The sequence below is a fragment of the Paraburkholderia sp. A1RI_3L genome (genome assembly GCF_048957895.1).
Lineage (GTDB): Bacteria > Pseudomonadota > Gammaproteobacteria > Burkholderiales > Burkholderiaceae > Paraburkholderia > Paraburkholderia kururiensis.
The window spans coordinates 150,214-174,883 of sequence record NZ_JARCHA010000010.1 but is presented as its reverse complement, the minus strand read 5'-3'; the positions used below and the strand labels follow the sequence as shown (position 1 = coordinate 174,883).

At 65.7% G+C, this 24,670-nt stretch carries 18 protein-coding genes and 1 riboswitch; of the genes, 9 read left to right on the top strand and 9 right to left on the bottom strand.

The window, feature by feature from the left end; all coding sequences use genetic code 11:
* Positions 1-48 precede the first annotated feature (48 nt).
* From PXJ20_RS24460 to PXJ20_RS24435, 6 genes are all read right to left on the bottom strand, one after another.
* Positions 49-1,020 (bottom strand): ABC transporter permease, encoded by a 972-nt coding sequence (locus PXJ20_RS24460; protein WP_421031824.1) that lies wholly within the window; start codon positions 1,018-1,020, stop codon positions 49-51.
* A 54-nt stretch (positions 1,021-1,074) separates the two neighbouring features.
* Entirely contained in the window at positions 1,075-2,142 is a 1,068-nt protein-coding gene (locus PXJ20_RS24455) for an ABC transporter substrate-binding protein (RefSeq protein ID WP_240658913.1), read from the bottom strand.
* 85 nt (positions 2,143-2,227) lie between these two features.
* Complete coding sequence (atzF, locus tag PXJ20_RS24450; protein WP_421031826.1) at positions 2,228-4,117, bottom strand: allophanate hydrolase; 1,890 nt, start codon at positions 4,115-4,117, stop codon at positions 2,228-2,230.
* On the bottom strand, positions 4,108-7,809 hold the full coding sequence (uca, locus tag PXJ20_RS24445; protein WP_421031827.1) for an urea carboxylase: 3,702 nt from the start codon (positions 7,807-7,809) through the stop codon (positions 4,108-4,110). The genes atzF and uca overlap by 10 nt, the downstream gene beginning before the upstream one ends.
* Positions 7,809-8,462, bottom strand: coding sequence for an urea amidolyase associated protein UAAP2 (locus PXJ20_RS24440; RefSeq protein ID WP_421031828.1), 654 nt, complete (start codon positions 8,460-8,462; stop codon positions 7,809-7,811). Before PXJ20_RS24440 ends, uca begins: the two co-directional genes overlap by 1 nt.
* 11 nt (positions 8,463-8,473) lie before the next feature.
* Positions 8,474-9,256, bottom strand: coding sequence for an urea amidolyase associated protein UAAP1 (locus PXJ20_RS24435; protein ID WP_421031829.1), 783 nt, complete (start codon positions 9,254-9,256; stop codon positions 8,474-8,476).
* A 55-nt stretch (positions 9,257-9,311) separates the two neighbouring features.
* Positions 9,312-9,451: riboswitch (guanidine-I (ykkC/yxkD leader) on the bottom strand.
* Positions 9,452-9,903: 452 nt separating this feature from the next.
* Between PXJ20_RS24435 and PXJ20_RS24430 the strand changes: the two genes are divergently transcribed.
* Both PXJ20_RS24430 and PXJ20_RS24425 read left to right on the top strand, forming a co-directional pair.
* On the top strand, positions 9,904-10,068 hold the full coding sequence (locus PXJ20_RS24430; protein ID WP_017774961.1) for a hypothetical protein: 165 nt from the start codon (positions 9,904-9,906) through the stop codon (positions 10,066-10,068).
* A gap of 15 nt (positions 10,069-10,083) precedes the next feature.
* Entirely contained in the window at positions 10,084-10,320 is a 237-nt protein-coding gene (locus PXJ20_RS24425) for a hypothetical protein (protein WP_421031830.1), read from the top strand.
* A gap of 25 nt (positions 10,321-10,345) precedes the next feature.
* On the opposite strand, the gene PXJ20_RS24420 is transcribed toward PXJ20_RS24425, so the two are convergent.
* On the bottom strand, positions 10,346-11,098 hold the full coding sequence (locus PXJ20_RS24420; RefSeq protein ID WP_421031831.1) for a response regulator transcription factor: 753 nt from the start codon (positions 11,096-11,098) through the stop codon (positions 10,346-10,348).
* A 254-nt stretch (positions 11,099-11,352) separates the two neighbouring features.
* Between PXJ20_RS24420 and PXJ20_RS24415 the strand changes: the two genes are divergently transcribed.
* The 6 genes from PXJ20_RS24415 (at position 11,353) to PXJ20_RS24390 (ending at position 18,083) form a co-directional block, all read left to right on the top strand.
* Entirely contained in the window at positions 11,353-12,000 is a 648-nt protein-coding gene (locus PXJ20_RS24415) for a glycine zipper 2TM domain-containing protein (RefSeq protein ID WP_421031832.1), read from the top strand.
* A 91-nt stretch (positions 12,001-12,091) separates the two neighbouring features.
* Positions 12,092-12,577: an SRPBCC family protein gene (locus tag PXJ20_RS24410; RefSeq protein ID WP_277598704.1), complete on the top strand. Its 486-nt coding sequence runs from the start codon at positions 12,092-12,094 to the stop codon at positions 12,575-12,577.
* A 459-nt stretch (positions 12,578-13,036) separates the two neighbouring features.
* The gene (locus PXJ20_RS24405) at positions 13,037-14,560 is read left to right on the top strand and encodes a peptide MFS transporter (protein WP_421031833.1); all 1,524 of its coding nucleotides are present in this window, start codon (positions 13,037-13,039) and stop codon (positions 14,558-14,560) included.
* Between the two features lie 229 nt (positions 14,561-14,789).
* Complete coding sequence (locus PXJ20_RS24400; protein ID WP_421031834.1) at positions 14,790-16,316, top strand: PLP-dependent aminotransferase family protein; 1,527 nt, start codon at positions 14,790-14,792, stop codon at positions 16,314-16,316.
* A gap of 238 nt (positions 16,317-16,554) precedes the next feature.
* Positions 16,555-16,995, top strand: a complete 441-nt coding sequence (locus PXJ20_RS24395) for an HU family DNA-binding protein (RefSeq protein WP_017774968.1) — start codon at positions 16,555-16,557, stop codon at positions 16,993-16,995.
* Positions 16,996-17,177: 182 nt separating this feature from the next.
* Positions 17,178-18,083: a peptidase gene (locus PXJ20_RS24390; protein WP_421031835.1), complete on the top strand. Its 906-nt coding sequence runs from the start codon at positions 17,178-17,180 to the stop codon at positions 18,081-18,083.
* Between the two features lie 125 nt (positions 18,084-18,208).
* Here PXJ20_RS24390 and PXJ20_RS24385 read toward each other — a convergent pair whose 3' ends face one another.
* Both PXJ20_RS24385 and PXJ20_RS24380 read right to left on the bottom strand, forming a co-directional pair.
* Entirely contained in the window at positions 18,209-19,381 is a 1,173-nt protein-coding gene (locus PXJ20_RS24385; RefSeq protein ID WP_017774970.1) for a porin, read from the bottom strand.
* Between the two features lie 374 nt (positions 19,382-19,755).
* A complete protein-coding gene (locus tag PXJ20_RS24380; protein WP_421031836.1) occupies positions 19,756-21,183 on the bottom strand; it encodes a YhjD/YihY/BrkB family envelope integrity protein in 1,428 nt (475 codons plus the stop codon).
* A gap of 409 nt (positions 21,184-21,592) precedes the next feature.
* Between PXJ20_RS24380 and fdnG the strand changes: the two genes are divergently transcribed.
* Positions 21,593-24,664 (top strand): formate dehydrogenase-N subunit alpha, encoded by a 3,072-nt coding sequence (fdnG, locus tag PXJ20_RS24375; RefSeq protein WP_421031837.1) that lies wholly within the window; start codon positions 21,593-21,595, stop codon positions 24,662-24,664.
* Positions 24,665-24,670 lie beyond the last annotated feature (6 nt).

Here is a 24,670-nt window from a genome sequence, read left to right as displayed (position 1 = left end):
GCGCTCCTTGAGAGTCGATGCGAATACAGCGAACCGTGCAGCGAAACCTCACGCCTTGAGCGTACGGTCCCACGGAAACAGCTTGCGGCCGAGCAGCGCGAGCACGAGGTCCGTGCCGAGCCCGATGATGCCGATCATCATGATGGCCGCGTAGACGTTGTCGAAATGCTGGTAGCGCGCCTGCTGCGTGATGTACCAGGTGATGCCCGAACTCGTGCCCACCAGTTCCGCGACGATCAGATAGGTCCACGCCCAGCCCAGCAGAATGCGCTGATCGCGGTACAGGTCCGGCAAGATGCCGGGCACCACCACGTGCGTGAGCAGCTTGAGGCGCCGCGTGCCGAGCGTCATCGCTGCTTCCAGCAGCCCGTATTCGAGCTTGCGCGTGGTGTTGGCGATGATGAGCACCTGCTGAAAGAGCGTGCCGATCACGATGATGGCGATCTTCGGCGCGTCGTAGATGCCGAGTATCGCGACCATGAGCGCCCCGAACGCGGGCGCAGGCAGATAGCGGAAGAACTCGAAGAACGGCTCCTGAAGCCGCGCGAGCGCGCTATACGTGCCGCACACAATGCCGAGCGGCACGCCGATTACCGACGACACCACGAAGCCCCAGAAGATCACCTGGACACTGTGCCAGAGGCTCTGGTGCAGCCACACGCCGTCCTGGCCCGCGGGCGGCGTGGTGAACGCCGTATAGAACGCGCGCAGCACTTCGTGCGGCGCCGGCAGATAGACGGGATTCGCGCTCACGCCCACGGGCAGCGCGGCGTGTGTTTGCCGCGCGTGCTCCAGTTCGTCGGCGAACACGGCCTTGTCCACGCGCATGCCGGGCTGGAAATAGTCCACGCTGCCCGGGGTCGTGATGAGCATCTGAGGATGCCAGACGAACGGCACATAGCTCACGATGCACCACACGATAAGCGGCAGCAGGAACGAGCCGGCCCCGAGCATCCACTTCGCGCGCGGCGGCAGTTCGCGCCGCACGGCAAACCATCCCGTCTGACTCATTCCGGCCATGGCGTTCTCCAGCAATGTTCTTTGGCGGTCACGGGCGCAGTGCCCGTGGCCGTGTTACTTCAGCGCCGCCGTCAGCGACGGATCGATATACGCATTCACGTCCTGCGGCGTCTTGTACACCGCGTACTTCACGTTGAACGCATCGGCGGTGCGGCTCGAGCCGTACAGCGACTTGAAACCGTCGCCCTTCACGTAGGCTGCGCGCGCTTCGGGCAGCGTGAGCAGCTTCGTGCCTTTGAGCAGCGGCAGATATTGCTCCGGCTTCAGGCCCACGCGGTTCGCCATGATCTTCACGGCGTCGGCTTGCGTGGCCGGATCGCCGATGTAATGCACGACGCGGTACCAGACCTTCGCGAGCTTTTCCCAGTCCGCGCGATGCGAAGCGAGGCTCACGGGATTCACGGCGAGCACGTCGTAGATGAGCCCCGGTTCGTCGGCCGACGTGAACACCGGACGCGAACCCGGCACCTGACGCAGCGCCTCGCCCGCGTTCGGCTGCCAGGCGGCGATGGCGGAAACGTCTGCGGAGGCGAGCACTTGCGGCGTCTCGTTGGTCTTCGCGTTCACGAGCGTCACGTCGCTTTCCTTCATGCCGTTGCGCTGCAACGCGTCGAGCAGCAGCAGATGGTCGACCACACCGAACTCCACGCCGATCTTCTTGCCCTTCAGGTCTTTCAGCGTGCGCGCGGGCGGCTTCGCGACCACCATGTCGTTGCCGTTCGAGTAGTCCGTGATGAGCGCCATCACGTTCTTCGCGCCGTTCGCGCCCATCGTGAGCGCGTCGCCGTTCGTGACGAGCACAGCGTCGAGCTTGTTGGCGGCGTAGGCGTCCATGGAGGCGGCGTAGTCGAACCATTCGAACTGCACGTCGAGGCCGGCTTCCTTGAACCAGCCCTTGTCGATGGCGACTTGCCATGCGACCCAGCCCGGCCAGTCGCTGTAGCCCACGCGCAGCGGCGCGGCGGCAGCGGACTGCGCCGCGGCGGCGAAGAGCCCCGTGGCGAGCGCGGCGGCCCCGGCTGCACGCGCGAGCCACCGGCATACCGAGCGCTTCGCGAGAACCGCGGCGCTCGTGGCGGCTCGCGAGGGCGAGCCGGATGCGATTGCGAACTTCGTCTTCATGGGTGATCTCCAGGCAGGATGGTCAACGGCTTGCTTCAGTGAATCGGTTGGGTTGGGTCTCGTTTCTTTTCGGTGACGGTGCGACTCATGGCGTTTCGGCGGCACGGGCGTTCTCGCGGGCTGGCGGCTCAGCGGCCTGCGAAACATGACGCCGATAGGCGCGCCAGCCGCCGAATGCGCTGATGTCCTCGGCGCCTGCGAGCGCTGCGTTCTCGCACAGGAAGCCCTGCACCGTGCTGCCGTCGGCGAGCGTGAGTGTGCCGATGCCGAGCGGCGCGCGAATGCCCGCCACGAACGAGCCATACGCGGCCACCGGCATGTCCCACACCTCGACTTCGACAGCTGTGCCGCCTTCGCTCACGCGAACGAGGCCGGGCTTCACCGGCGTGCCAGCCGTCGCGATGGGCAGCACGTAGAGCCGATAGGCGGGCGCCGTCGACGTGGTCGAAACGAGCCGCGCGCCGCGTTCTGTGAGCTGGCCGTTGAGCGGCTCGCCGCTCAGATGCGCACCGACGACGGCGACGCGGACGGTGGCGGCATCCGTCGATTGCGGTTCGACGCGCGCGAAAGGCATAGAAGCCTCTTGCGTTTCACCCAGCCATGCCCGCGCAAGCGCAAGCAGCGCCGCGTCGTCGTGAGCGCGACCCACGAACGTCACGCCGAACGGCAGCCCCGCATGCGCACCTTCGGCGCACACACCCGCCGGCACCGCGAGCGCGGAAAGATCGAGCAGATTGACGAAGTTCGTGTAGTAGCCGAAGCGCGCGTTCACGCCGATGGGATCGGCTTCGAGTTCCGCAATCGTCGCTGTGGTGGGCGACGTGGGCGTGACCATGACGTCGATCTGCGTCCAGACCTGTTCCGCCTGCAGGCGCAGTGCGGCGAGGCGGTCGAAGGCGGCGAACGCGTCGGCGGCACTCCAGCGTGCCGCGCCGCCGATAATCTGCCGCGTGACCGGATGCAGCGCGTCAGGCTGCGCTTCGAAGAACGCTCGGATTGCGGCGAGTCGTTCCGCGACCCACGGTCCTTCGTAGAGCAGTCGCGCGGTGGCGAGGAACGGCTCGAAATCGATTTCCACGAGTTCGGCGCCCGCGGATTTCAGCTTGTTCAGCGCGGCATCGAATGCGGCGGCGTACGAGTCGTCGCCGTAGAACGCGAGTTGCGCCTGGCGCGGCACGCCGAAGCGCACGCCACGCAGCGTGGCGGACGCGAAGGCGAAAGCGCTGGCGGAGGGCTGCCAGGCGCGCGCATACGGGTCGCTATCCGCCACGCCGTGGGCCACGTCGAATACGCGTGCGGCGTCGCTGGCCGACTGCGCGAAGATCGAGACGCAATCGAGCGACCGGCACGCGGGCACCACGCCGAGCGTGCTCAACACGCCCTTGGTCGGCTTGAGGCCCACGAGGCCGTGAAAGGCCGCAGGCACGCGCCCGGAGCCGGCGGTGTCGGTGCCTAACGAAAACGCCGCGAGCCCGAGCGCCACCGCTACGGCGCTGCCCGAACTGGAGCCGCCCGACGCGTAGCGCGGGTCGAGCGCGTTGCGGCACGCGCCATAAGGCGAGCGTTGGCCCGAGAGGCCCGTGGCGAACTGATCGAGATTCGTCTTGCCCACGGGAATCGCGCCCGCCGCGATCAGCCGCTCCACCACCGGCGCGCTGCGTTCCGGCGTGTACGCGTAGGCGGGGCAGCCGGCCGTGGTGGGCACGCCTGCGAGGTCGATGTTGTCCTTGATCGCGAAGGGGATGCCGTAGAGCGGCAGCGTAGCGGGATCGCGGCCCTCCAGGCGCTGCGCGTAAGCCATCATCTCGTCGCGCGTGAGCGCGCGAATCCAGACGTGGTGCGTGTCCTCGCCCGATGTGCGCGCGGCGAGCGCGTCCACCAGCTGTGCGGGCGTAAGACTGCCGTCGAGATAGCGGGCGCGCAGCGACGCTATGGACATCGACTCAGCCACTTCGGATTGAACGTTCACTTGCATGTGGCCTCCTCGCCGGTCGCGGTCGCGGTTGCGCTTGTGATTGCGCTTGTGGTTGTCTCGACGCAAGGCGCGGCGGCACTCGCTATCTGCAGCACCATCAGCCGCTGGCCTGCGACAACGGCATCGCCCGCCGCGCAGCCGATGGTTTCGATCACGCCGTTCGCAGGCGCAGCCACGGCGACTTCCATCTTCATCGATTCCACGATCGCAACGTCTTGCCCTTCGGTCACGCGTTCGCCCTCGGCGACCAGCAGCTTCCAGACGCTGCCCGACACGTCGGCGGCAATCGCGCGGCGGTCGTCGGGCAGAGCCGCTTCATCCGCTGCATCGCCTGCGGCGCCGTTCGCATTTGCCTCGCCCTCCGCGGCGTAGTCCGCCTGGCCCGCGGCGCGCCACCGCTCGCGCTCGGCTTCGAAGGCGGTTTGCTGGCGCGACTTGAATGCCGCAATGGATTCCGCTTCGTCCTTCAAAAAGCGTTGGTACTCACCCAGATCGAACACCGACTCTTCGATGCGTAGCGACCGGCGCCCCGCGATGAAGTCGCTGCGCCACTCGGCCAGTTCGGCTTCGCTCACTTCGAAGAAGCGGATCTCGTCGAAGAAGCGCAGCAGCCACGGCTTGCCGGCGACGAACTCCTTCGTGGTGCGGTAGCGGTTCCACATCTGCACGGTGCGTCCGACGAACTGGTACCCGCCCGGGCCTTCCATGCCGTAGACGCACAGATACGCGCCACCGATGCCCACGGCGTTCTCCGGCGTCCACGTGCGCGCGGGGTTGTACTTCGTCGTGACGAGCCGATGCCGCGGATCGACGGGCGTCGCAACAGGCGCGCCGAGATAGACGTCGCCCAGCCCGAGCACGAGGTAACGCGCGTCGAACACGATGCGCTTCACGTCGTCGATGCTTTCCAGCCCATTGATGCGGCGAATGAACTCGATGTTGCTCGGGCACCAGGGCGCATCGGGCCGCACCGACTGCATGTAGCGTTCGATCGCGATGCGCGTGGACGGGTCGTCCCACGAAAGCGGCAGATGCACGATGCGGTTGCGCACGCGCATGGCGTCCACGGCGGGCAGCGCGGCCTCGGCTTCGCGCAGATGGTCGAGCAGCCGCTCGCGCGAGAGCGTCGCGCTGTCGAAATGCACCTGCAACGAGCGGATGCCGGGCGTGAGGTCCACGATACCGGGCAGCGGGTTCGCGGCGAGCCAGTCCATCAGGGCGTGCACGCGAAAGCGCAGCTTGAGGTCGAGTACGGGCGGCCCATATTCGATCAGCAGGTTGCGGTCGCCGGAGCGGCGATAGACCACGCCGACGCCGTCGCCTGCGTGGTCGTCGCGGTGGAGTACGCAGTCGTGTGCTGCGTTCGGCTTCGTGCCTGGCGATGTAGATGCCGACGCAAGAGCGGATGCATCTGCGGGCACAAACCGCACCGTATCCCCCGGGCGCAGCTGGCCGAGTTTCCACAGGTCATCGCCGATCACCGTGACGGGGCACACGAAGCCGCCCAGGCTCGGGCCGTCGGGGCCGAGAATCACCGGCATGTCGCCCGTGAAATCCACGGCGCCAATCGCATACGCGTTGTCGTGAATGTTCGACGGATGCAGCCCGGCCTCGCCGCCGTCCGTGCGCGCCCATTGCGGCTTCGGGCCGATCAGGCGCACGCCTGTGCGGCTCGAGTTGTAGTGCACGGTCCAGTGCGCCTCGTAGAGCATCGCGATGTCGTCGGGCGTGAGGAAGTCGGGCGCGCCGTGCGGGCCGTCCAGCACGCGTAGCTCCCACGCGTGCGTGAGCACAGGGACGCGCGTGGGTGCGAGCGTGGCACCGGGCTCGCCGTGGCCCGCGTGCGGGCCGACGTGCAGCACGTCGCCTTTACGCAGCGCGCGGCCCGCGTGGCCGCCGAACTGACCGAGCGTGAAGGTGGCTTTGCTGCCCAGATAGTCGGGCACGTCGAGGCCGCCCTTCACGGCGAGGCACGCGCGCATGCCCGCGCCTGTCACCCCGCCCAGCTTCAACACCGCGCCTGGGGCTGCGCGCGTCACGGTCCAGAACGGCGCTGGCTCGCCGTCGAGCGTGGCAGCGAGCGCCGCGCCGCCCAGCACGAACAGCGTCTCCGTATTGAAGCGCAGCGTGGCGCCGACCATCGTGAATTCGAGCCCCGCGGCATCAGGCGCGTTGCCGAGCAATTCGTTGGCAAGCTGGAACGAGAGGTCGTCCATGGGCCCCGAGGGCGGCACGCCGATGTCCCAGTAACCGAGCCGCCCTGGCAACTGCTGCACCGTGGTCTGCACGCCGCCGTCGAGCACGTCGATGGTGTGCGGCGCGAAGTGGAAGCGGCCGAGAAAGCCCGTGGTCTGCTCGCCGCTCGCGAACGTAGGGGAGCCGGCAATCGCGCGCAGGTAGTCGAGATTCGTTTCGATGCCGTAGAGCCGCGTTTCGGCGAGCGCGCTGCGCAGCTTCGCGAGCGCGGCTTCGCGCGACTCGCCGGTCGCGATGATCTTCGCGAGCAGCGGATCGTAGAACGCGCTCACCTCCGTGCCGGCATCGACCCAGGTGTCCACGCGCACATCGGCGGGAAACGCGACGTGGGTGAGCGTGCCCGAGCCGGGCTGAAAGTGCCTGTTCGGGTCTTCAGCGTAGACGCGCACCTGAATGCTTGCGCCACGCGGCGCCTGCGTCGCTTTTACCGCTTGCGCCAACGTGGCGAGCGGCGCCAACGTGCCTTCGGCCTGGCGGATCATCCACTCCACCAGATCGACGCCCGTCACTTCCTCGGTCACACCGTGCTCGACCTGGAGCCGCGTGTTGACTTCGAGGAAGTAGAACGCGCGCGTGGTGACGTCGAACACGAATTCGACGGTGCCCGCGGAGGCATAGTTGACCGACTTCGCGAGGCGCACGGCGGTGGCATGCAGGGCGGCGCGTTCTTCGTCCAAGAGCCCCGGTGCCGGCGTTTCTTCGATCACCTTCTGGTTGCGCCGCTGTACCGAGCAATCGCGCTCGCCGAGCGCGATGACGTTGCCCGCGCCGTCGCCGAACACCTGCACCTCAATGTGGCGTGCGTGTTCGACGAACTTTTCCAGATAGACGCCCGCGTGCGCGAAGTTCGCTTCGCCAAGCCGCGCCACCGACGCGAACGCCGCTTCCAGTTGCGCCGCGTCGCGGCACAGCGACATGCCGATGCCGCCGCCGCCCGCGGTGCTCTTGAGCATGACGGGGTAGCCGAGCGTGGCGGCGGCGTCGAGCGCCGCCGCTGCATCGGCGAGCAGCCCGGTGCCGGGCAGCAGCGCCACGCCGCTCGCTTGCGCGAGTTCGCGCGCCGTGTGCTTGAGGCCGAAGCGCCGCATCTGCTCCGGACGTGGGCCGATAAAACGCAGCCCTGCCGCTTCGCATGCCTCGCCGAACGCCGCGTTTTCCGAGAGAAAACCGTAGCCCGGATGAATGGCCTGCGCGCCCGTGCGGCGCGCCGCATCGAGTATCGCGGCCGCGTTGAGGTAGCTCGCGGCGGCGGGCGCGGGCCCGATGCAGACGGCTTCGTCGGCCTGCATGACGTGCATGGCGTGACGGTCGGCTTCCGAATACACGGCGACCGACGCGATGCCGAGCCGCTTCAGCGTGCGGATCACGCGGCAGGCAATCTCGCCGCGGTTCGCGATGAGGACCTTGTCGAAGGTTTTCTGAAGCGTGTGTGCCATCACGCGCTCCAGATCACGAGCCGCACGGGCGTCGGGTTATAGCCGTTGCACGGGTTGTTGAGCTGCGGGCAGTTCGAGATGAGCACCGTGACGTCCTGCTCCGCGCGCATTTCCACGTACTTGCCCGGCGCCGAGATGCCGTCTTCGAACGTGAGCTTGCCGAGCGGCGTGACCGGCACGTTCATAAAGAAGTTGATGTTGCTCACGATGTCGCGCTTCGTGAGCAGCGCGCCCGCGCCGCACGTGCAATGCGTGATCGCGTTGAGGAAGCTGTCGCGGCAGTTGTGCATGTGGCGCTTTTCGAGCGCATAGCGCACGGTGTTGCTCTCGGCCGCGCAGGCGCCGCCCAGCGTGTCGTGACGGCCACAGGTGTCCGCAACGATGGTGAGCAACGCGTTGCCGCGATTCGACATCAGCACGCTGCCCGCCGTGAGGTACAGGTTGCGTTGCGCGCGAATGGTGTCCTGCGCGCTGTAGCGTTCGTGCGGGTCGGCGCTGCTGTAGAAGAGCGTGTCCACGGCCTGGTTGCCTTCCAGGTCGATGATGCGCAGCGTCTCGCCGCGCTTCACGTCGTGCAGCCAGGGCTCGCCCGCGGGCAGCGTGAAGTCGTAGTGGGCATGGCGCAGATCGAGCGCGCTTTCGAGGATCGGCATGGCGGCGCTCCTTACGCGAACAGACGGTCGGTGTTGATGAAGCCGCGAGTGTTCTCGGGGCAGGCGGTGCGGCACGGGTCGTCGGCGGGGGCGGATGCGTCAGCGGCATAGGCGCGGTACGCGATCACGCGCACGGGCTTGGGCTCGTACTGCGTGCGTGGGTCGAGCGGATGCGGCGCCGTGGAGAACGCTGCAAGCGTGTTCATTTCGAAGCGCAGATCGAACGTGCTTCCCGCCGGCGAATGGCCCGGCACGAATTCGAGCGCGCCGTCGTCGCCCACGGCGACCTTGCTGAAGAAGTTCACGTTGGCCACGAGGTCGCGCTCGCCAAGGCCGTACTTCGCAAGTTCGAGCACGAGGCTGTCGCGGCCGTTGCGGATCATGTCGTTGCGATGCGTCTGATAGCGCGCGGTGCCGTACTTGTGCGCGAAGAGCGCGGCATCGCCTACGCCGCCGAGCGGATCGTGCCAGCCGAGCGTATCGGCCGTGATCGAGGCCATGACGCGCCCCATGTCCGAATACAGCACGTGGCCGCGCGTGAGGTGTGCGGTGTGCTGGGCCTTCAACGTGTCGGGCATGTTGTAGCGTTCGAGCGGATCTTCCTGGCGATAGAACACGGCAGCGAGATTCGCGCCGCCTTCCATATCGACGATGCGCAGCGCGAGGCCGCGGCGCACGACGGCGGACCAGTGGGTGCCCGCGGGAATCACGGTTTCCCACAGCGGCGTGATGGCGGGAAGGGACGTGTCCCGCGCAGCGGGCAACGCGGCGTCGGCGGGGAGGCTGGACGGCATGGAGGCTCCTGGGTCGGATTGGACAAAGCGTGAGAGGGCGACGAACGACATCGCGACCTCCCGGGCTTTTATCCCTCCGTGGAGCCTCGGCGCCGCCTTGCAGGAAGGTGGAGACGAGACCGGATTGCTCTCGGACCAGGCGTCGTGTGTGCGGCTTGCGCAGCGGTCACGACCGGAACCCTAGCGATCCTAAGATGATGCAAATTGCTTCGCACCTCTCGCGGGGTAACTTAGCGAGTTCTGTGCCAGAGGTGCGTGCGGAAGCCGCTATAGACGCGCGCAGGCCCTACAGGGCAAGCGTTGCGCCGCATGTGTGCGTGCGCACGGCACGCGCGTTGAAGGCCGTTTGCAAGCCGCCGTGCGCGTTCACGAAGCGGCGCGTGCACCGAGGCAAGGCGCACGAGGCACCACGGCGAGGCACGATGCCCGGCGCACCTGCGAGGCGGGCGAGGGTTCAAGACCCCGCAAAGCCCCGCCAGGCGGGCGATTCAGCCATTGTTGTGGAACAGCAAACTATGAATTCAGCGCTGCCCCGTTGATGCAAATCGGGAAATGCTCCAACTTACGCATCAACGGGCGGCCAGAAGTGGTAGCCCCGCTGAACCGATCAACCTGACTCAATCGCATTTGCGGACGTGGAGCATGAGATGGATATCGTCGATCTCGCCCGGCAGGCTGGCATGACGGTCGTGCTCGATGCGCGCATCGGGCGCGAGGAATACCGCACCGTGCATGGCTCTGTCGCTGCACTGGAGCGGTTTGCGGAACTGGTGGCCGCGTCGCTCGAATGCGAGTCCGCCCGCGAAAACTGATGCAAGGAGAAGACCATGAGCTTCGACGACTCGACTTTTCAACGCGCCAACGTCGCGCGCCGCGTGCACGATGAGAGCGGAGAACTGCGGAGCGGAGAACTGCGCCGTGCGCATGCCGAAGTGCGTCCGGATAGCAGCAACGCGACACGCGCGGCCGTGCCTGCACGAAACTGGGCATGGGCCAACAGCAACGACACGTACGACTGGATGGATTCGCATACGCCGTCTCCGTCGCCGGATCTGCTGAACTGACCGCGTTACAGACTGACGTGTACGGCTATGCGACTTCGGCGGACGTTGCGACGTCCGCCACGTCCAGCTGATAGCCGCGCGCATACACGGCACGCAACTGCACCCCACGCGTGCCGTTCAATTCCAGCTTCTTGCGCAGTTTGTAGATGTGCTGTTCGAGCGTGCGTCCCACGATGTCGTCCGAACTGCTCCACACCGCGCCGGCCATCTGCCGGCGACTCACATATTCCCCGCACCGCGAAAACAGGATCCACGCCACGGCGAACTCGCGTGGCGTGAGGTCGATGGTCTGCGTGCCGATGTGCACCGTGCACGTGCGCCGGTTGAGCGCATACGCGCCTACGACGAGCCGATCGTCTGCGTGGGTGGGCCCCGCGCTGCCACACGTGCGTCGTAGTGCGAGATGCACGCGCAAGACGAGTTCGCGTGAATCGACCGGGGAGAGCACGACTTCATCGGCGCCGGCATCGAGCAGTTGCTCGGCGGCGTCGATGCCGCCGCGGATGCCCACCGCGATGAGCGGCACGCGCGAATCCTCGTGACCGCTGTGCTGCGCGAGGGCTGGCGGTGACGATGCCGCGTCGCCTTGCGCGTCCATCAGGATCGCGCTGAAGGTCGGTTGATTCGATGCAGCGGCGCGCGCGAGCGCTGCGCTGTCGGCGAAATGGACGCACGTGGCGCCGTCTTCGCCGAAGCACGCACTGACGAGGCCAAACAGGCTCGCGCTGCCTGTTACGACGGCGAGCCGCACGTTGCGGCACAGGGAAGGTGGGTGCATGGCGTCGCGCCTCGTTGTCGTGATGACATGCCCACACAACACTCAATGGAGCGGCGTTATTCCTCGCACGTTTCTCTCTTCGATGAGCAAGCGAGGCGCCTTCATCAGACCCGCGCGATGGGCGGCAAAAGACTTTACACACTGTTACTCGGGACCACGAAAAATCGGCGGCGCCTTTCCCTATACTCCGCGCATCATCCGTTACGCCCGCGGGCGCGGGCACCACCGCTACGGCAGCACATCGAGTACAGATCATGAAAAACACGCGTTCAGTCAGGTTTTTTGTTGGGACCGTTGCCATCGCGGCAGGCGCGGCACTTGCGCTTACCGGATGCGCCGTGCCGGGACCGTCGCCTTATGGATCGTCGTACGGCGGCGGGTACCAGGCGCAACCGGCGTATGCCCAGCCTCAGCCGGCTTACTCGCAGCCGGGGTACGTGCAGCAGCCGTATGCACAGCCGGGCTATCAGCAGCAATACGACACGCAGGGCTACCCGCAGCAGCCTGCGCCGCAGCCGTATCCGCAGCAGCCTGCCGCGGGTTATGGTGCGCAATACGGTGTGGTGTCGAGCATCCAGCCGCTCGTTTCAAACGGCGGTCCGGCGAGCACGGGCGGTGTGGTCGGCACGGTGGCGGGCGCGCTGGTGGGCGGCGTGATCGGCAACCAGTTCGGACGCGGCCACGGCCGCGACGTCGCGACGGTAGTGGGCGCACTGGGTGGCGCGGTGGCCGGCAACCAGATCGGCCAGCAATACAGCAATAGCACGTCGACGCCGTCGGGCTACCGCGTCGTGGTGCAACTGAGCGACGGCTCGTCGCGCGCGTTCGATGTGAGCAACCCCGGCGATCTGCGTCCTGGCGACCGCGTGCAGATCAACGGCAACCGCATCGACCGTTACTGATTCCGCCTGGGCCTCGCCGGCACGGACCGGGACCTCCATGTGCTTCGCGCCGGTTCAGAATAAGAACCGGCACACGACCACGGAGGCTGCCGTGCGCAACAGCCAGTACGCGTTCACGACGACATGGCGCATCCACGCGCCGTTGCAGGCGGTGTGGGCCGCCATAGAAGACTGCGCGCGGTGGCCTGAATGGTGGAAGAGCGTGGAGCGCGTGGAAGCCATCGAGGCCGGCGACACACGCGGCATCGGCGCATTGCATCGCTACACGTGGAAGGGCGCGCTGCCGTACCGGCTCGTGTTCGACATGCGCGTGACGCGCATCGAGCCGCTCGTCGCACTCGACGGTTATGCCACGGGTGCCGTGGAAGGCGCTGGCCGGTGGCGTTTTTCAGAGCAGGACGGCGTGACGGTCATTCGCTACGAATGGCAGGTACGCACCATGCGGCCGTGGATGAACCTCGTGGCTCCCCTTGCCCGGCCGCTCTTCCAATGGAATCACGACCACGTGATGCGCGAGGGCGGCAAAGGGCTTGCGCGCCTGCTCGACGTGCCGCTTATTGACATCGAGCACGGCTGAATTTCGCGGGCTACAATCCGGCGCCGGGATAACCCTGGGTGATCGAAGCGTCTATCGTCTGCAGAATCGCTGCGCTAGCGGCGCGACATAACCTTTCGCATCGCCTGCATTTTCCCTTCAATACCCTTTGATTTGCAGCCCTGTTGCGCGCAGCGATCCTGCGTGCGGCACCTCGCAACGGCACACCCTGATCGGGGCGTTCGCCTGCAGACCTGAAAAATGAACCGCACTTCCACTTGCACGAAACGCTTTCGCGTGTCGCCACGCGACGAATGTCGGTCACGCAGCCGGCATGGCCTCGGGCCTCCTTCCTGCCTCGCTTTTTCTCCTGCTTTGTCTTCTTCGACGCGCAAGCGCAAATGAGCGCTCCGGCGTGATGCCGGCTGCGCCGTTTCTTCACGCATGGTCCGGGCGGTGAGCCCCGGGCGTCGTTGCAATTGCATCCACACGAGGTACCCGATGAATCAACCTGTTTCGCAGATGCGCTCGTTCTCGACGGTCTTTCTGATCGAGATGTGGGAGCGTTTCGGCTATTACGGCATGGCCGCGCTGCTCGTGCTGTTCATGGTGGACAAGCTCGGTTTCGCCGACGGGCACGCCAACCTCACCTGGGGCGCCTTTACGGCGCTGGTCTATGCGGCGCCTTCCATTGGCGGCTGGATCGGCGACAAGGTGCTGGGCGCGCGGCGCACGATGATCTTCGGTGCAGCGGTGCTCGCCGTGGGTTATCTGATGCTCGCCATGCCCGACGACAGCCTCGACCACATGTATGCGTCGCTCGGTGTGATCGTGGTGGGCAACGGGCTCTTCAAGGCAAACGCCGCCAACCTCGTGCGTCGCATCTATGAAGGCGACGAAGCGCGCATCGACAGCGCGTTCACGATGTACTACATGGCGGTGAACGTGGGCTCCACGGTGTCGATGCTCGCTACGCCGTGGATCAAGGACCACTGGGGCTGGCACGCCGCGTTCGCGGTGTGCTGCGCCGGCATGGTGCTTGGCGTGCTGAATTTCGCGCTCATGTATCGCACGGTGGCGCAGGTGGGTTCGGCGCCGGACGCGCAACCGCTCAAACTCGCGCGCGCGGCGGCGGTGGCGCTGGGCGGCATCGCGCTCGGCCTGGCCACCGTGTTCGTGCTCCAGCACAAGGCGATTGCCGTGGCCTGCGTCTATGCGGCGGGCGTCGCGATTCTCGCGATCTTCGCGTGGATGCTTGCGCGCTGCGAACGCGCTGAACGCGCGGGGCTGATCGCGGCGCTCGTGCTCACGTTGCAGTCCATTCTGTTCTTCATCTTCTATCAGCAGATGTCGACGTCGCTCACGCTGTTTGCGCTGCGCAATGTCGACCCGCTGTTCTCGATTGCGGGCGTGCCGTTGTTTTCGTGGAGCGCCGCGCAGTTCCAGGCGCTCAATCCCATCTGGATCATGATTCTCTCCCCGCTGCTCGCCACGCTGTACACACGGCTCGCCAGCAACGGCCGCGACGTGCCGGTGGCGGGCAAGTTCGCCGCGGGCTTCGCGGTGGTGGCCGCGGGCTTCTTCGTCTTCGCGGTGAGCGGCCGGTACGCCGTGGAGGGCCGTGTGTCGTCGTGGTTCATGGTGTGGGGCTACGGGCTCTACTCGCTCGGCGAACTGCTCGTGAGCGGCCTTGGGCTCGCGATGATCGCGCGCTACGTGCCCGCGCGCATGAGCGGCTTCATGATGGGCGCGTATTTCGTCGCGACCGGTGTTTCGCAGTATCTGGGCAGCGTGGTGGCGAATTTCGCGCAGATGCCTTCCGGCGAGCTCGATCCGCTGACCTCGTTGCCGCTCTATACGAAGCTGTTCTGGGGGCTCGGCTGGCTCGCGGCGGTGGGCGTTGCGATTGCGGTGGTGCTGCTGCCGCTGATGCGGCGGCTTTCGTCTGAACATCATCGGTCGTCGAACGGTGCGCGTGCGCAGGCCGACGAGCGTCGCGCTGCCGCCTCGGCTGCGTTGGACTGATTCGTGTAGCGCTGCGGCGGCTGCGTCGGTTTGCCCTCGTGCATTGAGGGCGGACGTAGATTGCGATTCAGCTTCAGTTTCAACCTGGAAGGCAGAAAGCCCCGCATGGCGGGGCTTTTTTGCGTCGGGCTGTCCGGCTGCCGGTCACCTGCTTCACGGGTCGATCGCGAGTGCGGTCTGCCAGAATAGCTGCTTCGAAGACGAGGAGCCGGGGAGCGGAGGAGTCGCGATGGACATTCACGTCACCGTAGAGGGACGCCACGACCTGGCAGGGCAGATCTACAGGCAGTTGCGCGCGGGAATCGTCGAGGGACGGCTCGCCGGCGGCACGCGTCTGCCTTCCACACGCGACCTCGCGGTGCAACTGGGCGTATCGCGCAAGACGACTCTGGACGTGTTCGAACGGCTGCTCGCCGAAGGCTATCTCACTGCGCGCGCCGGTTCGGGCACGTTCGTCGCAACGGGCCTGCAACGGCTGCCGTCCGAGCCTTCTGTGCAGATGCGGATGGCCGGAGGCGTCCGCGCGCCTCATGTGTCTCATGCGTCTCGTGCGGGCCACGAGCGCCCGGGCGCAGGAACGCTCGCGAAGGCCGCGCCCGTGTGGGAGGCGCTATCGCAAACGCAGCTGTTACCGCGTTCCGATCGACGTCTGCGCGTCGATTTCATGGGCGGCGTAACGGACAAGTCGCGCTTTCCCTTCGACGTCTGGCGCCGTTGCGTGAACCAGGCGCTGCGCGCGCAGGCCCGCGGCGTGGGCGCCTATCGGGACGCGGCGGGTGAGCAGGAATTGCGTCTCGCGATTTCGCGCTATCTCGCGTTCAGCCGCGCGGTGGCGAGCAACTGGGAGGACGTGATCGTCACGCAGGGCGCGCAGCACGCGCTCGATCTGATGGCGCGCGTCGTGCTGCGCCCGGGCGATGTCGCGGCTATCGAAGACCCCGGCTATCCGCCGGCGCGTGCCTGTCTGCTCGCGGCGGGCGCGAAGGTCGTGCCGGTGCCGGTGGATGACGAAGGGCTGATTGTCGAGCGGTTGCCGAAGAACGCCCGGCTCGTCTACGTGACGCCTTCGCATCAGTTTCCGCTCGGCATGCCGATGAGCCTCGAGCGTCGCGTCGCCTTGCTCGAATGGGCGCAGCAACGCGGCGCCGTGATTATCGAGGACGACTACGACTGCGAGTTCCGTTTCGAAGGGCGTCCCATGGAGCCGCTCAAAAGCCTGGATCGCAGCGCAATCGTGGCCTACGTAGGCACGTTTTCGAAAACCATCTTTCCCGAACTGCGCGTGGGATACGTGGTGCCGCCGGCGTCGCTGGCGCAGCCGCTCGTCACGGCGCGCAAGGCAACGGACTGGCACGGCTGCACGCTCACGCAGCGCGCGCTCGCCACCTTCATGCTCAACGGCGACTTCGCGCGGCACCTGCGCCGCATGCACAAGGAGTACGCCGCGCGGCGCGCAGCGTTGCTCACGCATCTGCGAGGACCGCTTTCCGAGTGGTTAGCGCCGATCACGCCGACCACCGCGGGCATTCATCTCGCGGCACGGCTTAACGCTTCCGTCGACGAGGCGGCGCTGGTGCGTGCGGCCGCCGACGTTTCGCTCGGCATTTACGGGCTCACGCCGTTTTATGTGAAGGCGCGCCCCGACCAGGGGCTTATGTTCGGCTACGGCGCGATGGACGTTGCCCATATCGACGAAGGACTGGATGCGCTCGCCGCGCTGATGCCGCGCCTCGCGCGTTCGCGTAATGGCGCGTAACGTGGGCGCGCGCATCGAGAAAAGTGCCTTGGCAAAGGGGTGGCGCAGCCGCCATGCCGCGTTTACCCCATAAAAAAGGCGCTAAAACGCACGCCATAGTCTGCGCCGCGCAACAACTTGCGCCTCGCCCCCACAAAAGATTCGCGCAAAACGCCGGAGCGCTTGTAGAATCCGCCGTTGAAGAGCCCGCATGGCGCGGTGCCTTCATGATTCATTGACCAACACTGGTAGGAGAAACATGCCGACTTCCGCAAAGAAAGTGGCCAAGAAGGCCGCTGCCCCGGCCAAGAAGGTTGCCGCGAAGAAAGTGCCCGCAAAGCAGGCTGCAGCTAAGAAGGTCGCCGTGAAGGCGTCCGGCGCTCCGTCGCCGATCAAGGACACCTTCACGAAGGCCTCGCTGGCTGCTCACATTGCCGAGCGTGCCGCAGTCGAAGTGAAGTCCGTGAAGGCCGTGCTTGGCGCACTCGAGGACACCATCCTCGGTTCCGTGCACAAGAAGGGCGCAGGCGAGTTCACGCTGTCGGGTCTTCTGAAGATCGTCGTGCAGGCTGTGCCGGCGAAGAAGAAGCGCTTCGGCAAAGACCCGTTCACGGGCGAGGAACGCTGGTTCCCGGCGAAGCCCGCTTCGGTTCGCGTGAAGGCACGTGCGCTGAAGAAGCTGAAGGACGCAGCAGCCTGATAATGGCTGCGCCGGCGCATCGTCGCCGGCATGCTTGACGCAATCCCCGCCGGTGCATGCCTGCGGGGATTTTTCTTGGCCGGTGTCGCGCGCGTGAGGCAAAGTCCCTCGGAGCGGGCCTCGGGATCGCGGTGGCGCGGCGGTACAATGCCGTGATTATTGGCTTTTGGCAGGGCAGATTCATGACTTACTGTGTGGCGATGTGTGTGGATGAGGGACTCGTGTTCCTGTCGGACACGCGGACCAACGCGGGCGTCGATCACATCAGCACGGCGCGCAAGATGTCGGTGTTCGAGCAGCCCGGCGAGCGGGTGCTCGTGCTGATGGGCGCCGGCAATCTCTCGCTGACGCAAGCCGTTCTGCACGTGCTGAAAGAGGCCGCTCCCGCGGGCCGCCCCACGCTCTGGACGGCGTCCAGCATGACCGAGGCTGCGCGCGTGGTGGGCGACGCCGTGCGCGAGGTCCACCAGCACGAGGCGCGCTCGCTTCAGGAGTTCGGCGTCGATTTCAATTGCAGCTTCATTCTGGGCGGGCAGATCGCTGCGCCGCGCGGCGCGGGGGAAGGTTCCGCCGACATGGGCACGGGCCTCGTGCAGCGTCCGCGCCTTTTCATGATCTACGCGGCGGGCAACTTCATCGAAGCGTCGGACGTGAATCCGTATTTCCAGATTGGCGAATCGAAGTACGGCAAGCCGATCATCGACCGTGTGCTGAAGCCTTCCACGCCGCTCGACGAGGCCGCGAAGTGCGCGCTGATCTCGATGGATTCCACGCTGCGCTCGAACCTCTCGGTGGGGTTGCCGCTGGATCTGCTGGTGTACGAAGCGAATGCGCTGCGCGTGACGCGCTTCGTCACGATCGACCATGACAACGCATACTTCGAGATGATCCACCGCACCTGGGGCGAGCAGCTGCGTCAGGTGTTCGCGGAGATTCCGGACCCGGCGTGGGAGAGCCCCGAGGGTGTTCCGCTGCAGCAGCGTGGGCGTGCGCCGCTCGTGCTGCCCGCCGCGGGCGCTGCGCGCGAGGTGCCTGCGCAGCCGGCGCAGACGCTTGCGCAAGCGGAGACGGTGAAGTCGCGACGCTAGCAGCGCGGCTACGCCGGAGACGTTTGCCGGGGCCTGCAAGATGGGCCCGGAAAAGAAAAAGCCAGCCGAAGAGGCTGGCTTTTTTGCTGCGGCAGTGTTTCGCCGCAGCTTCGCACGAAGTTCGATTAGAACTTGTGGCGGATACCCAGGCTGACGATTTCCGACGAGCGAGCGTTGGAGTCGTAGCCGTAGTCGGCGACGGATGCGAACACGCCGTTGCCCGATGCGTGCTGGTATGCACCAACCAGGTACACGTCCGTACGCTTCGACAGGTTGTAGTCACCACCCAGCGAGATCTGGTGGTAGGTCTGCGAGAAGTTGCCCTTGCCGTGCGTGTACGTGTAGCCGAGGCCGATCAGGGCTGCCGGCGTCAGTTGGTAGTTCAGGAAGCCAGCGCCAACGTCGTAACGTTGCGTTGCCGTGAACGTCGAGTAGCCGTCCGGCTTGTACTGAGCGTTGCTGTAACGCAGGCCGGCCGTGAACGGGCCAACCACGTATTGCGCGGCCACCGAAGCGATGTTGATCGACTTGGCCGATGCAAACGCGCTGTTCACCGACGAATCGAACGTCGCATCCGACGTCACGCCCGAGCCCCAGCCTGCAGCGGTACCGGCGCTGGTCCCCGTCGCCGCGACGAAGCCACGGCCAGCCAACGTGCTTGCGTTGTCCATGACGATGTAGCCGGCAGCCACGCTGAACGGACCGTTCGCGTAGGTTGCTGCAGCCGACCACGTCTGGCCCGAACCCGTCGAACCTGCCACGCCGCCGAACGCGTAGAACGCTTCGAACTGGAAGCCGGCGTACACGGGCGACGTGTACTTGATGGCGCTGTTGGTACGCGAGCTGTTGTCGTTGTTGTCGACGTCGCCCGGGGTCGTGAACGTGGAACCCCAGTAGTTGTCGGCCGTCAGCGGCTGAACCAGGTCGACCAGCGGGTCGTACTGGCGGCCCAGCGTGAACGTACCGTACGCGTCGTGCGTCAGACCAACGTATGCCTGACGACCGAACATGCGACCGCCTTGACCGAGGCGACCGTTGTTGATGTCGAAGCCGTTTTCCAACTGGAAGATCGCCTTCAGGCCACCGCCCAGGTCTTCCTGACCCTTCAGGCCCCAGCGGTTACCTTGCAGGTTGCCGCCGAGCAGGTGGTACAGGCTGTTGTTGTTCGAGTCTGCGTTGTGCACGTACTGGAACGACTCGTCGATCACGCCATACAGCGTGACACTGCTTTGGGCATGCGCTGCGCCGGCAACGCCGAGCAGGGCCAGCGAGAGGGTCGAAAGTGTAAGCTTTTTCATCCATTTCTCCACGCAGATGATTGATTTGTTGTTGCGCGATGGAGAATAACGCAGGGCATGCAACGGCAAGAACTGAAAAAAATTGAGTGTAGCCAAAATGTAACAACGTTCACAAAGCCTTGTATATAAAGCGTGTTCACGATAATTGCGGAAGTCGCAACACTGTGTACCATTTCTACATTATTGTTGTTTTGCGCACAGTGACGCCCTGAAATTGGTCAGGCAACTCGTGTAAATGAAAGTCGAATGAAATGAATTCGATGGCGCGCGCCGCGACTGTATTAAGAAGCCGCTGACCACCCGCGGCAAGCCGTTTCGCGGCCGATCCGGCCGGCCGCGCCGAAACTGATCTGTCTCAAGACGCGCCGGCGTCCTCAGCGTTTGCGTGACAACGTCGGCTGGGCGTCGTCGGTATCGCTGCCGTTGGAAGGAGTGAGCTTGCCATGGACAGGGTGCCGGCCGCCGGCCAGGCGGTTCCTGGCCGCTGTCATGAACAGCGCAGCGCCCGTGGCAAGCAGGACCGACGTCCAGGGGTGCTGCTTCACGTATCGATTCGCCGCTGCAGCGGCGCGGCCTGATTGAACGATGGCGTCGGCGGCTGCTCGCGTTGCCTTGCGCTCCATGCCGACCGCCGTCCGACCCACGCGTACTACGCGCGCCGGGAAGCGCTCCTTGTTGTCCTTCCTATATAGCGAGGCGGGATGCGCATCGCCGTTGGAGACATGCGGGGCCATCGCGATACGGCTCCCCGAATCTTTCGCTGACCCACGTCGCCCCGTTCCTTCAGCCGCCACGGTCGCCTGATCCGTCACGCGCGCCGCGGCTCCATCCGGCTGTCGCAACCTGTCGGCAACCGTGGAGGCCGCAAGCACGGACGCCAGCTTGGCACGGCTACCGGGCGGCAGGTCGTCCTGGCTGCCCCAGGCGCCGCGCGGATCGTGCAGCCGTCCGCGTGCCGCCGCGAACTCGGCGCCGAGCAGCAGCACCGCTGCCGAGAAATACAGCCACATGAGCAGCACCGCGAGCGACCCCGCCGCGCCGAACGCGCTCGCCATGCCCGCGTGCGCGAGATACAGCGCGAAGAGCTTCTTGCCCGCCGAGAACAGCACGGCGGCGACGGCGCCACCCACAATCGCGTCGCGCCAGCGCACCGGCGCGTCGGGCAGAAACTTGAGCAGCGCGGCGAAGGCCACGGCGAGCACGAGCAGCCCCACGCCGAGCTGCAGCAGGTCGCCGATCACGACATACGGCGAAGCCGCCCACAGCATCTCGCCGACGAACGTGATGGCCGTGTCGAGCACGAGCGAGACGATCAGCAGAAATGCGACGCCGAGCACGAGGCTGAACGAGATGAGCCGCACGCGCACGAGGGCGAGCACCGTCGAAGGCCGTGCCCCGACGGGCGGCGGCCATACGATGTTGAGCGCCGTATTGAGCGACGAAAAGGTGGCCGAGGCGCCAATGGCCAGCATCGAAAACGAGATGATGGCCGCCACGTCGCCCGCGCTCTTGCTGCGATGAGCGTTCTCGACGATGGTCGTGATGGCCGCGGAGGCGTCGTTGCCGAGCACCATGCGCACCTGGTCGAAGAGTTCGCTGCGGGCGGTATCGGTGCCGAAGAACCAGCCTGCCACCGCAATGACCATCACGAGGGTGGGCGCGAGCGAAAAGGCCGAGTAGAACGCGATGCTGGCCGCAAGGGAGGTGCAGCGGTCGTCGGAGAACTTTCTGAACGCGCCGATCGCCCACGAGGCTTCTTTGCGCGCGGCGGACTGAATCCGGTCCGGGGAAAGCGTGTCCATGGTGCTCCTTCACGGCGAGTCAGGGCGCGCCGTCCAATGGTCTTGCACGAGTCCAGAGCAAAGCGGAGACCTAAGGGTGTCCGCACACTCCACTGTATATAAGCGGCAGGAGCACCGCCTTGATGCCATGCAGGCATGCACGCCGCGCAGCAGCCCCGACCGATGATCTGCTACGCCCGTCCCGCGCTCCAGCCATTTTGCTGCACGACAGCAGCGGCCTGCCCGAAGCACGCACCACGCCCGCCCAGCGGGCGTGCCGGTGAAAACACGTGTGTCTTTGTGTCGTGCTATCGTTCGGCCCGTCTCGCCTGGCCGCCGCACCGCTTCGCGCGTGCCGCGTTCCTGACGCTCCTGTAAGAGACGACCTATACTTTTGATTCACACTCAATAACCAGAAGCCGAGGACGACATGTTGCAAATGTCCCGGCGCCAGTTTCTGAAGATCACCACAACCACGCTCGCCGGATCGAGTCTTGCGCTTATGGGCTTCTCCCCAGAGCGCGCGGTTGCGGAGGTTCGTCAGTACAAACTGGCGCGTACCACTGAAACCCGCAATACCTGCCCGTACTGCTCCGTGGGCTGCGGCATCCTGATGTACGGTCTCGGGGACGGCGCCAAGAACGCCACCGCGAGCATCATCCACATCGAGGGCGACCCGGACCACCCCGTCAATCGCGGCACGCTGTGCCCGAAGGGCGCGAGCCTCATCGATTTCATCCACAGCCCGAGCCGACTCAAGTACCCCGAGTACCGTGCCGCCGGTTCGGACAAGTGGCAGCGCATTTCGTGGGAAGACGCACTCGATCGCATCGCGAAGCTCATGAAGGCCGACCGCGACGCGAATTTCGTCGAGGCCACCGCGGATGGCAAGAAGGTGAATCGCTGGCTCACCACCGGCATGCTGGCCGCGTCGGCGGGCAGCAATGAAGTGGGCTATCTGACTCACAAGACGATCCGCAGTCTGGGGATGCTCGCGTTCGACAACCAGGCGCGTGTCTGACACGGCCCGACGGTGGCAGGTCTTGCCCCGACGTTTGGCCGCGGCGCGATGACGAACCATTGGGTCGACATCAAGAACGCAGACGTAATCCTGGTGATGGGCGGCAATGCAGCCGAGGCGCACCCATGCGGCTTCAAATGGGTCACCGAGGCGAAGGCGCACCGCAAGGCGCGCCTGATCGTGGTCGACCCGCGCTTTACGCGCACGGCGTCGGTCGCGGACTACTACGCGCCCATTCGCACCGGCACGGACATCGCATTCCTCGGCGGGGTCATCAACTACCTGCTGACGAACGACAAGATCCAGCACGAGTACGTGAAGAACTACACGGACTTCACGTTCATCGTGCGCGAAGACTTCGCCTTCAACGACGGCATCTATTCCGGCTACGACGCGCAGAAGCACGCCTACGCGGACAAATCGTCGTGGGACTACGAGCGCGGCGACGACGGCTTCGTGAAGGTCGACGAGACGATGCAGCATCCGCGCTGCGTCTATAACCTGCTCAAGCAGCACTACTCGCGCTACACGCCCGAGATGGTGGAGAAGGTCTGCGGCACGCCGAAGGACAAGTTCCTGAAGGTGTGCGAGATGCTTGCCACGACGGCGCAGCCGGGCCGCGCCGGCACGGTGCTCTACGCGCTCGGCTGGACCCACCACTCGGTGGGCGCGCAGATGATCCGCACGGGCGCCATGGTGCAATTGCTGCTGGGCAACATCGGCATTGCGGGCGGCGGCATGAACGCGCTGCGCGGGCACTCGAACATCCAGGGCCTGACGGACCTCGGCCTGATGTCGAACCTGCTGCCCGGCTACATGACGTTGCCGACCGAAGCGGAGCAGGACTACGAGGCGTACATCAAGAAGCGTGCGCAGCAGCCGCTGCGTCCGAACCAGCTCAGCTACTGGAAGAACTACCGCGCCTTCTTCGTGAGCTTCATGAAGTCGTGGTGGGGCGACGCGGCCACGGCCGACAACAACTGGGGTTACGACTGGCTGCCCAAGCTCGACAAGTCCTACGACTTGCTGCAGGCGTTCGAGCTGATGCATCAGGGCAAGATGAACGGCTTCATCGCGCAGGGCTTCAATCCGCTCGCGGCGGCGCCCAACAAGGCGAAAAACGCGGCGGCGCTGGCCAAGCTCAAGTGGCTCGTCATCATGGACCCGCTCGCAACCGAAACGTCGGAGTTCTGGAAGAACTTCGGCGAGTACAACGACGTGGATTCGTCGGCCATCCAGACCGAAGTTTTCCGTCTGCCCACCACGTGCTTTGCCGAGGAAAACGGCTCGCTCGTGAATTCGGGCCGCGTGCTGCAATGGCACTGGAAGGGCGTGGAGCCACCGGGCGAAGCGCGCAGCGACCTCGAAATCATGTCGGGGCTGTTCCTGCGTCTGCGTGCGGCCTACGGCAAGGACGGCGGCAAGCTGCCCGATCCCATTGTGAAGCTGAGCTGGCCCTACGCCAATCCGGCAAGCCCCACGCCCGAAGAACTCGCGAAGGAGTTCAACGGCAAGGCGCTTGCTGACCTGCCGGATCCGAAGGATCCCACCAAGGTGCTCGTGAAGAAGGGCGAGCAGCTGGCAGGCTTCGCGCAACTGAAGGACGACGGCAGTACATCGAGCGGCTGCTGGATCTTCTGCGGCTCGTGGACCCAGGCCGGCAACCAGATGGGCCGGCGCGACAACTCGGACCCGACCGGTATCGGCCAGACGCTGAACTGGGCGTGGGCCTGGCCCGCGAACCGGCGCATTCTGTACAACCGCGCATCGTGCGATACGGCCGGCAAGCCGTTCGATCCCACGCGCAAGCTGATTGCGTGGAACGGCGCGGCGTGGACCGGCGCCGACGTGCCGGACTACAAGGCCGACGAATCGCCCGAAACGGGCATGGGTCCGTTCATCATGAATCCGGAAGGCGTGGCGCGCTTCTTTGCCCGCGACGGCATGAACGAAGGTCCGTTCCCCGAGCATTACGAGCCGTTCGAGACGCCGCTCGGCTACAACCCGTTGCATCCGCAGAACGCGCAGGCCACGAACAATCCGGCCGCACGCGTGTTCCCGGATGACCGGGCGTCGTTTGGCAAGGCGAAGGATTTCCCGCACGCCGCAACGACGTATCGCCTCACCGAACACTTCCACTTCTGGACCAAGCACGCGCGGCTCAACGCGATCGTGCAGCCGCAGCAGTTCGTGGAGATTGGCGAAGAGCTGGCGAGCGACGTGGGCGTGGTGGCGGGCGACCGTGTGAGGGTATCGAGCAACCGCGGGCATATCGAAGCGGTGGCAGTGGTGACGAAGCGCATCAAGCCGCTCATGGTGGACGGCCACAAGGTGCACACAGTGGGCATTCCGCTGCATTGGGGCTTCACGGGCGTGGCGAAGCCGGGTTATCTCGCGAATACGCTGACGCCGGCAGTCGGCGACGGCAATTCGCAGACGCCCGAGTTCAAGTCGTTCCTCGTGAAAGTCGAGAAGGCTTAAGGGGCG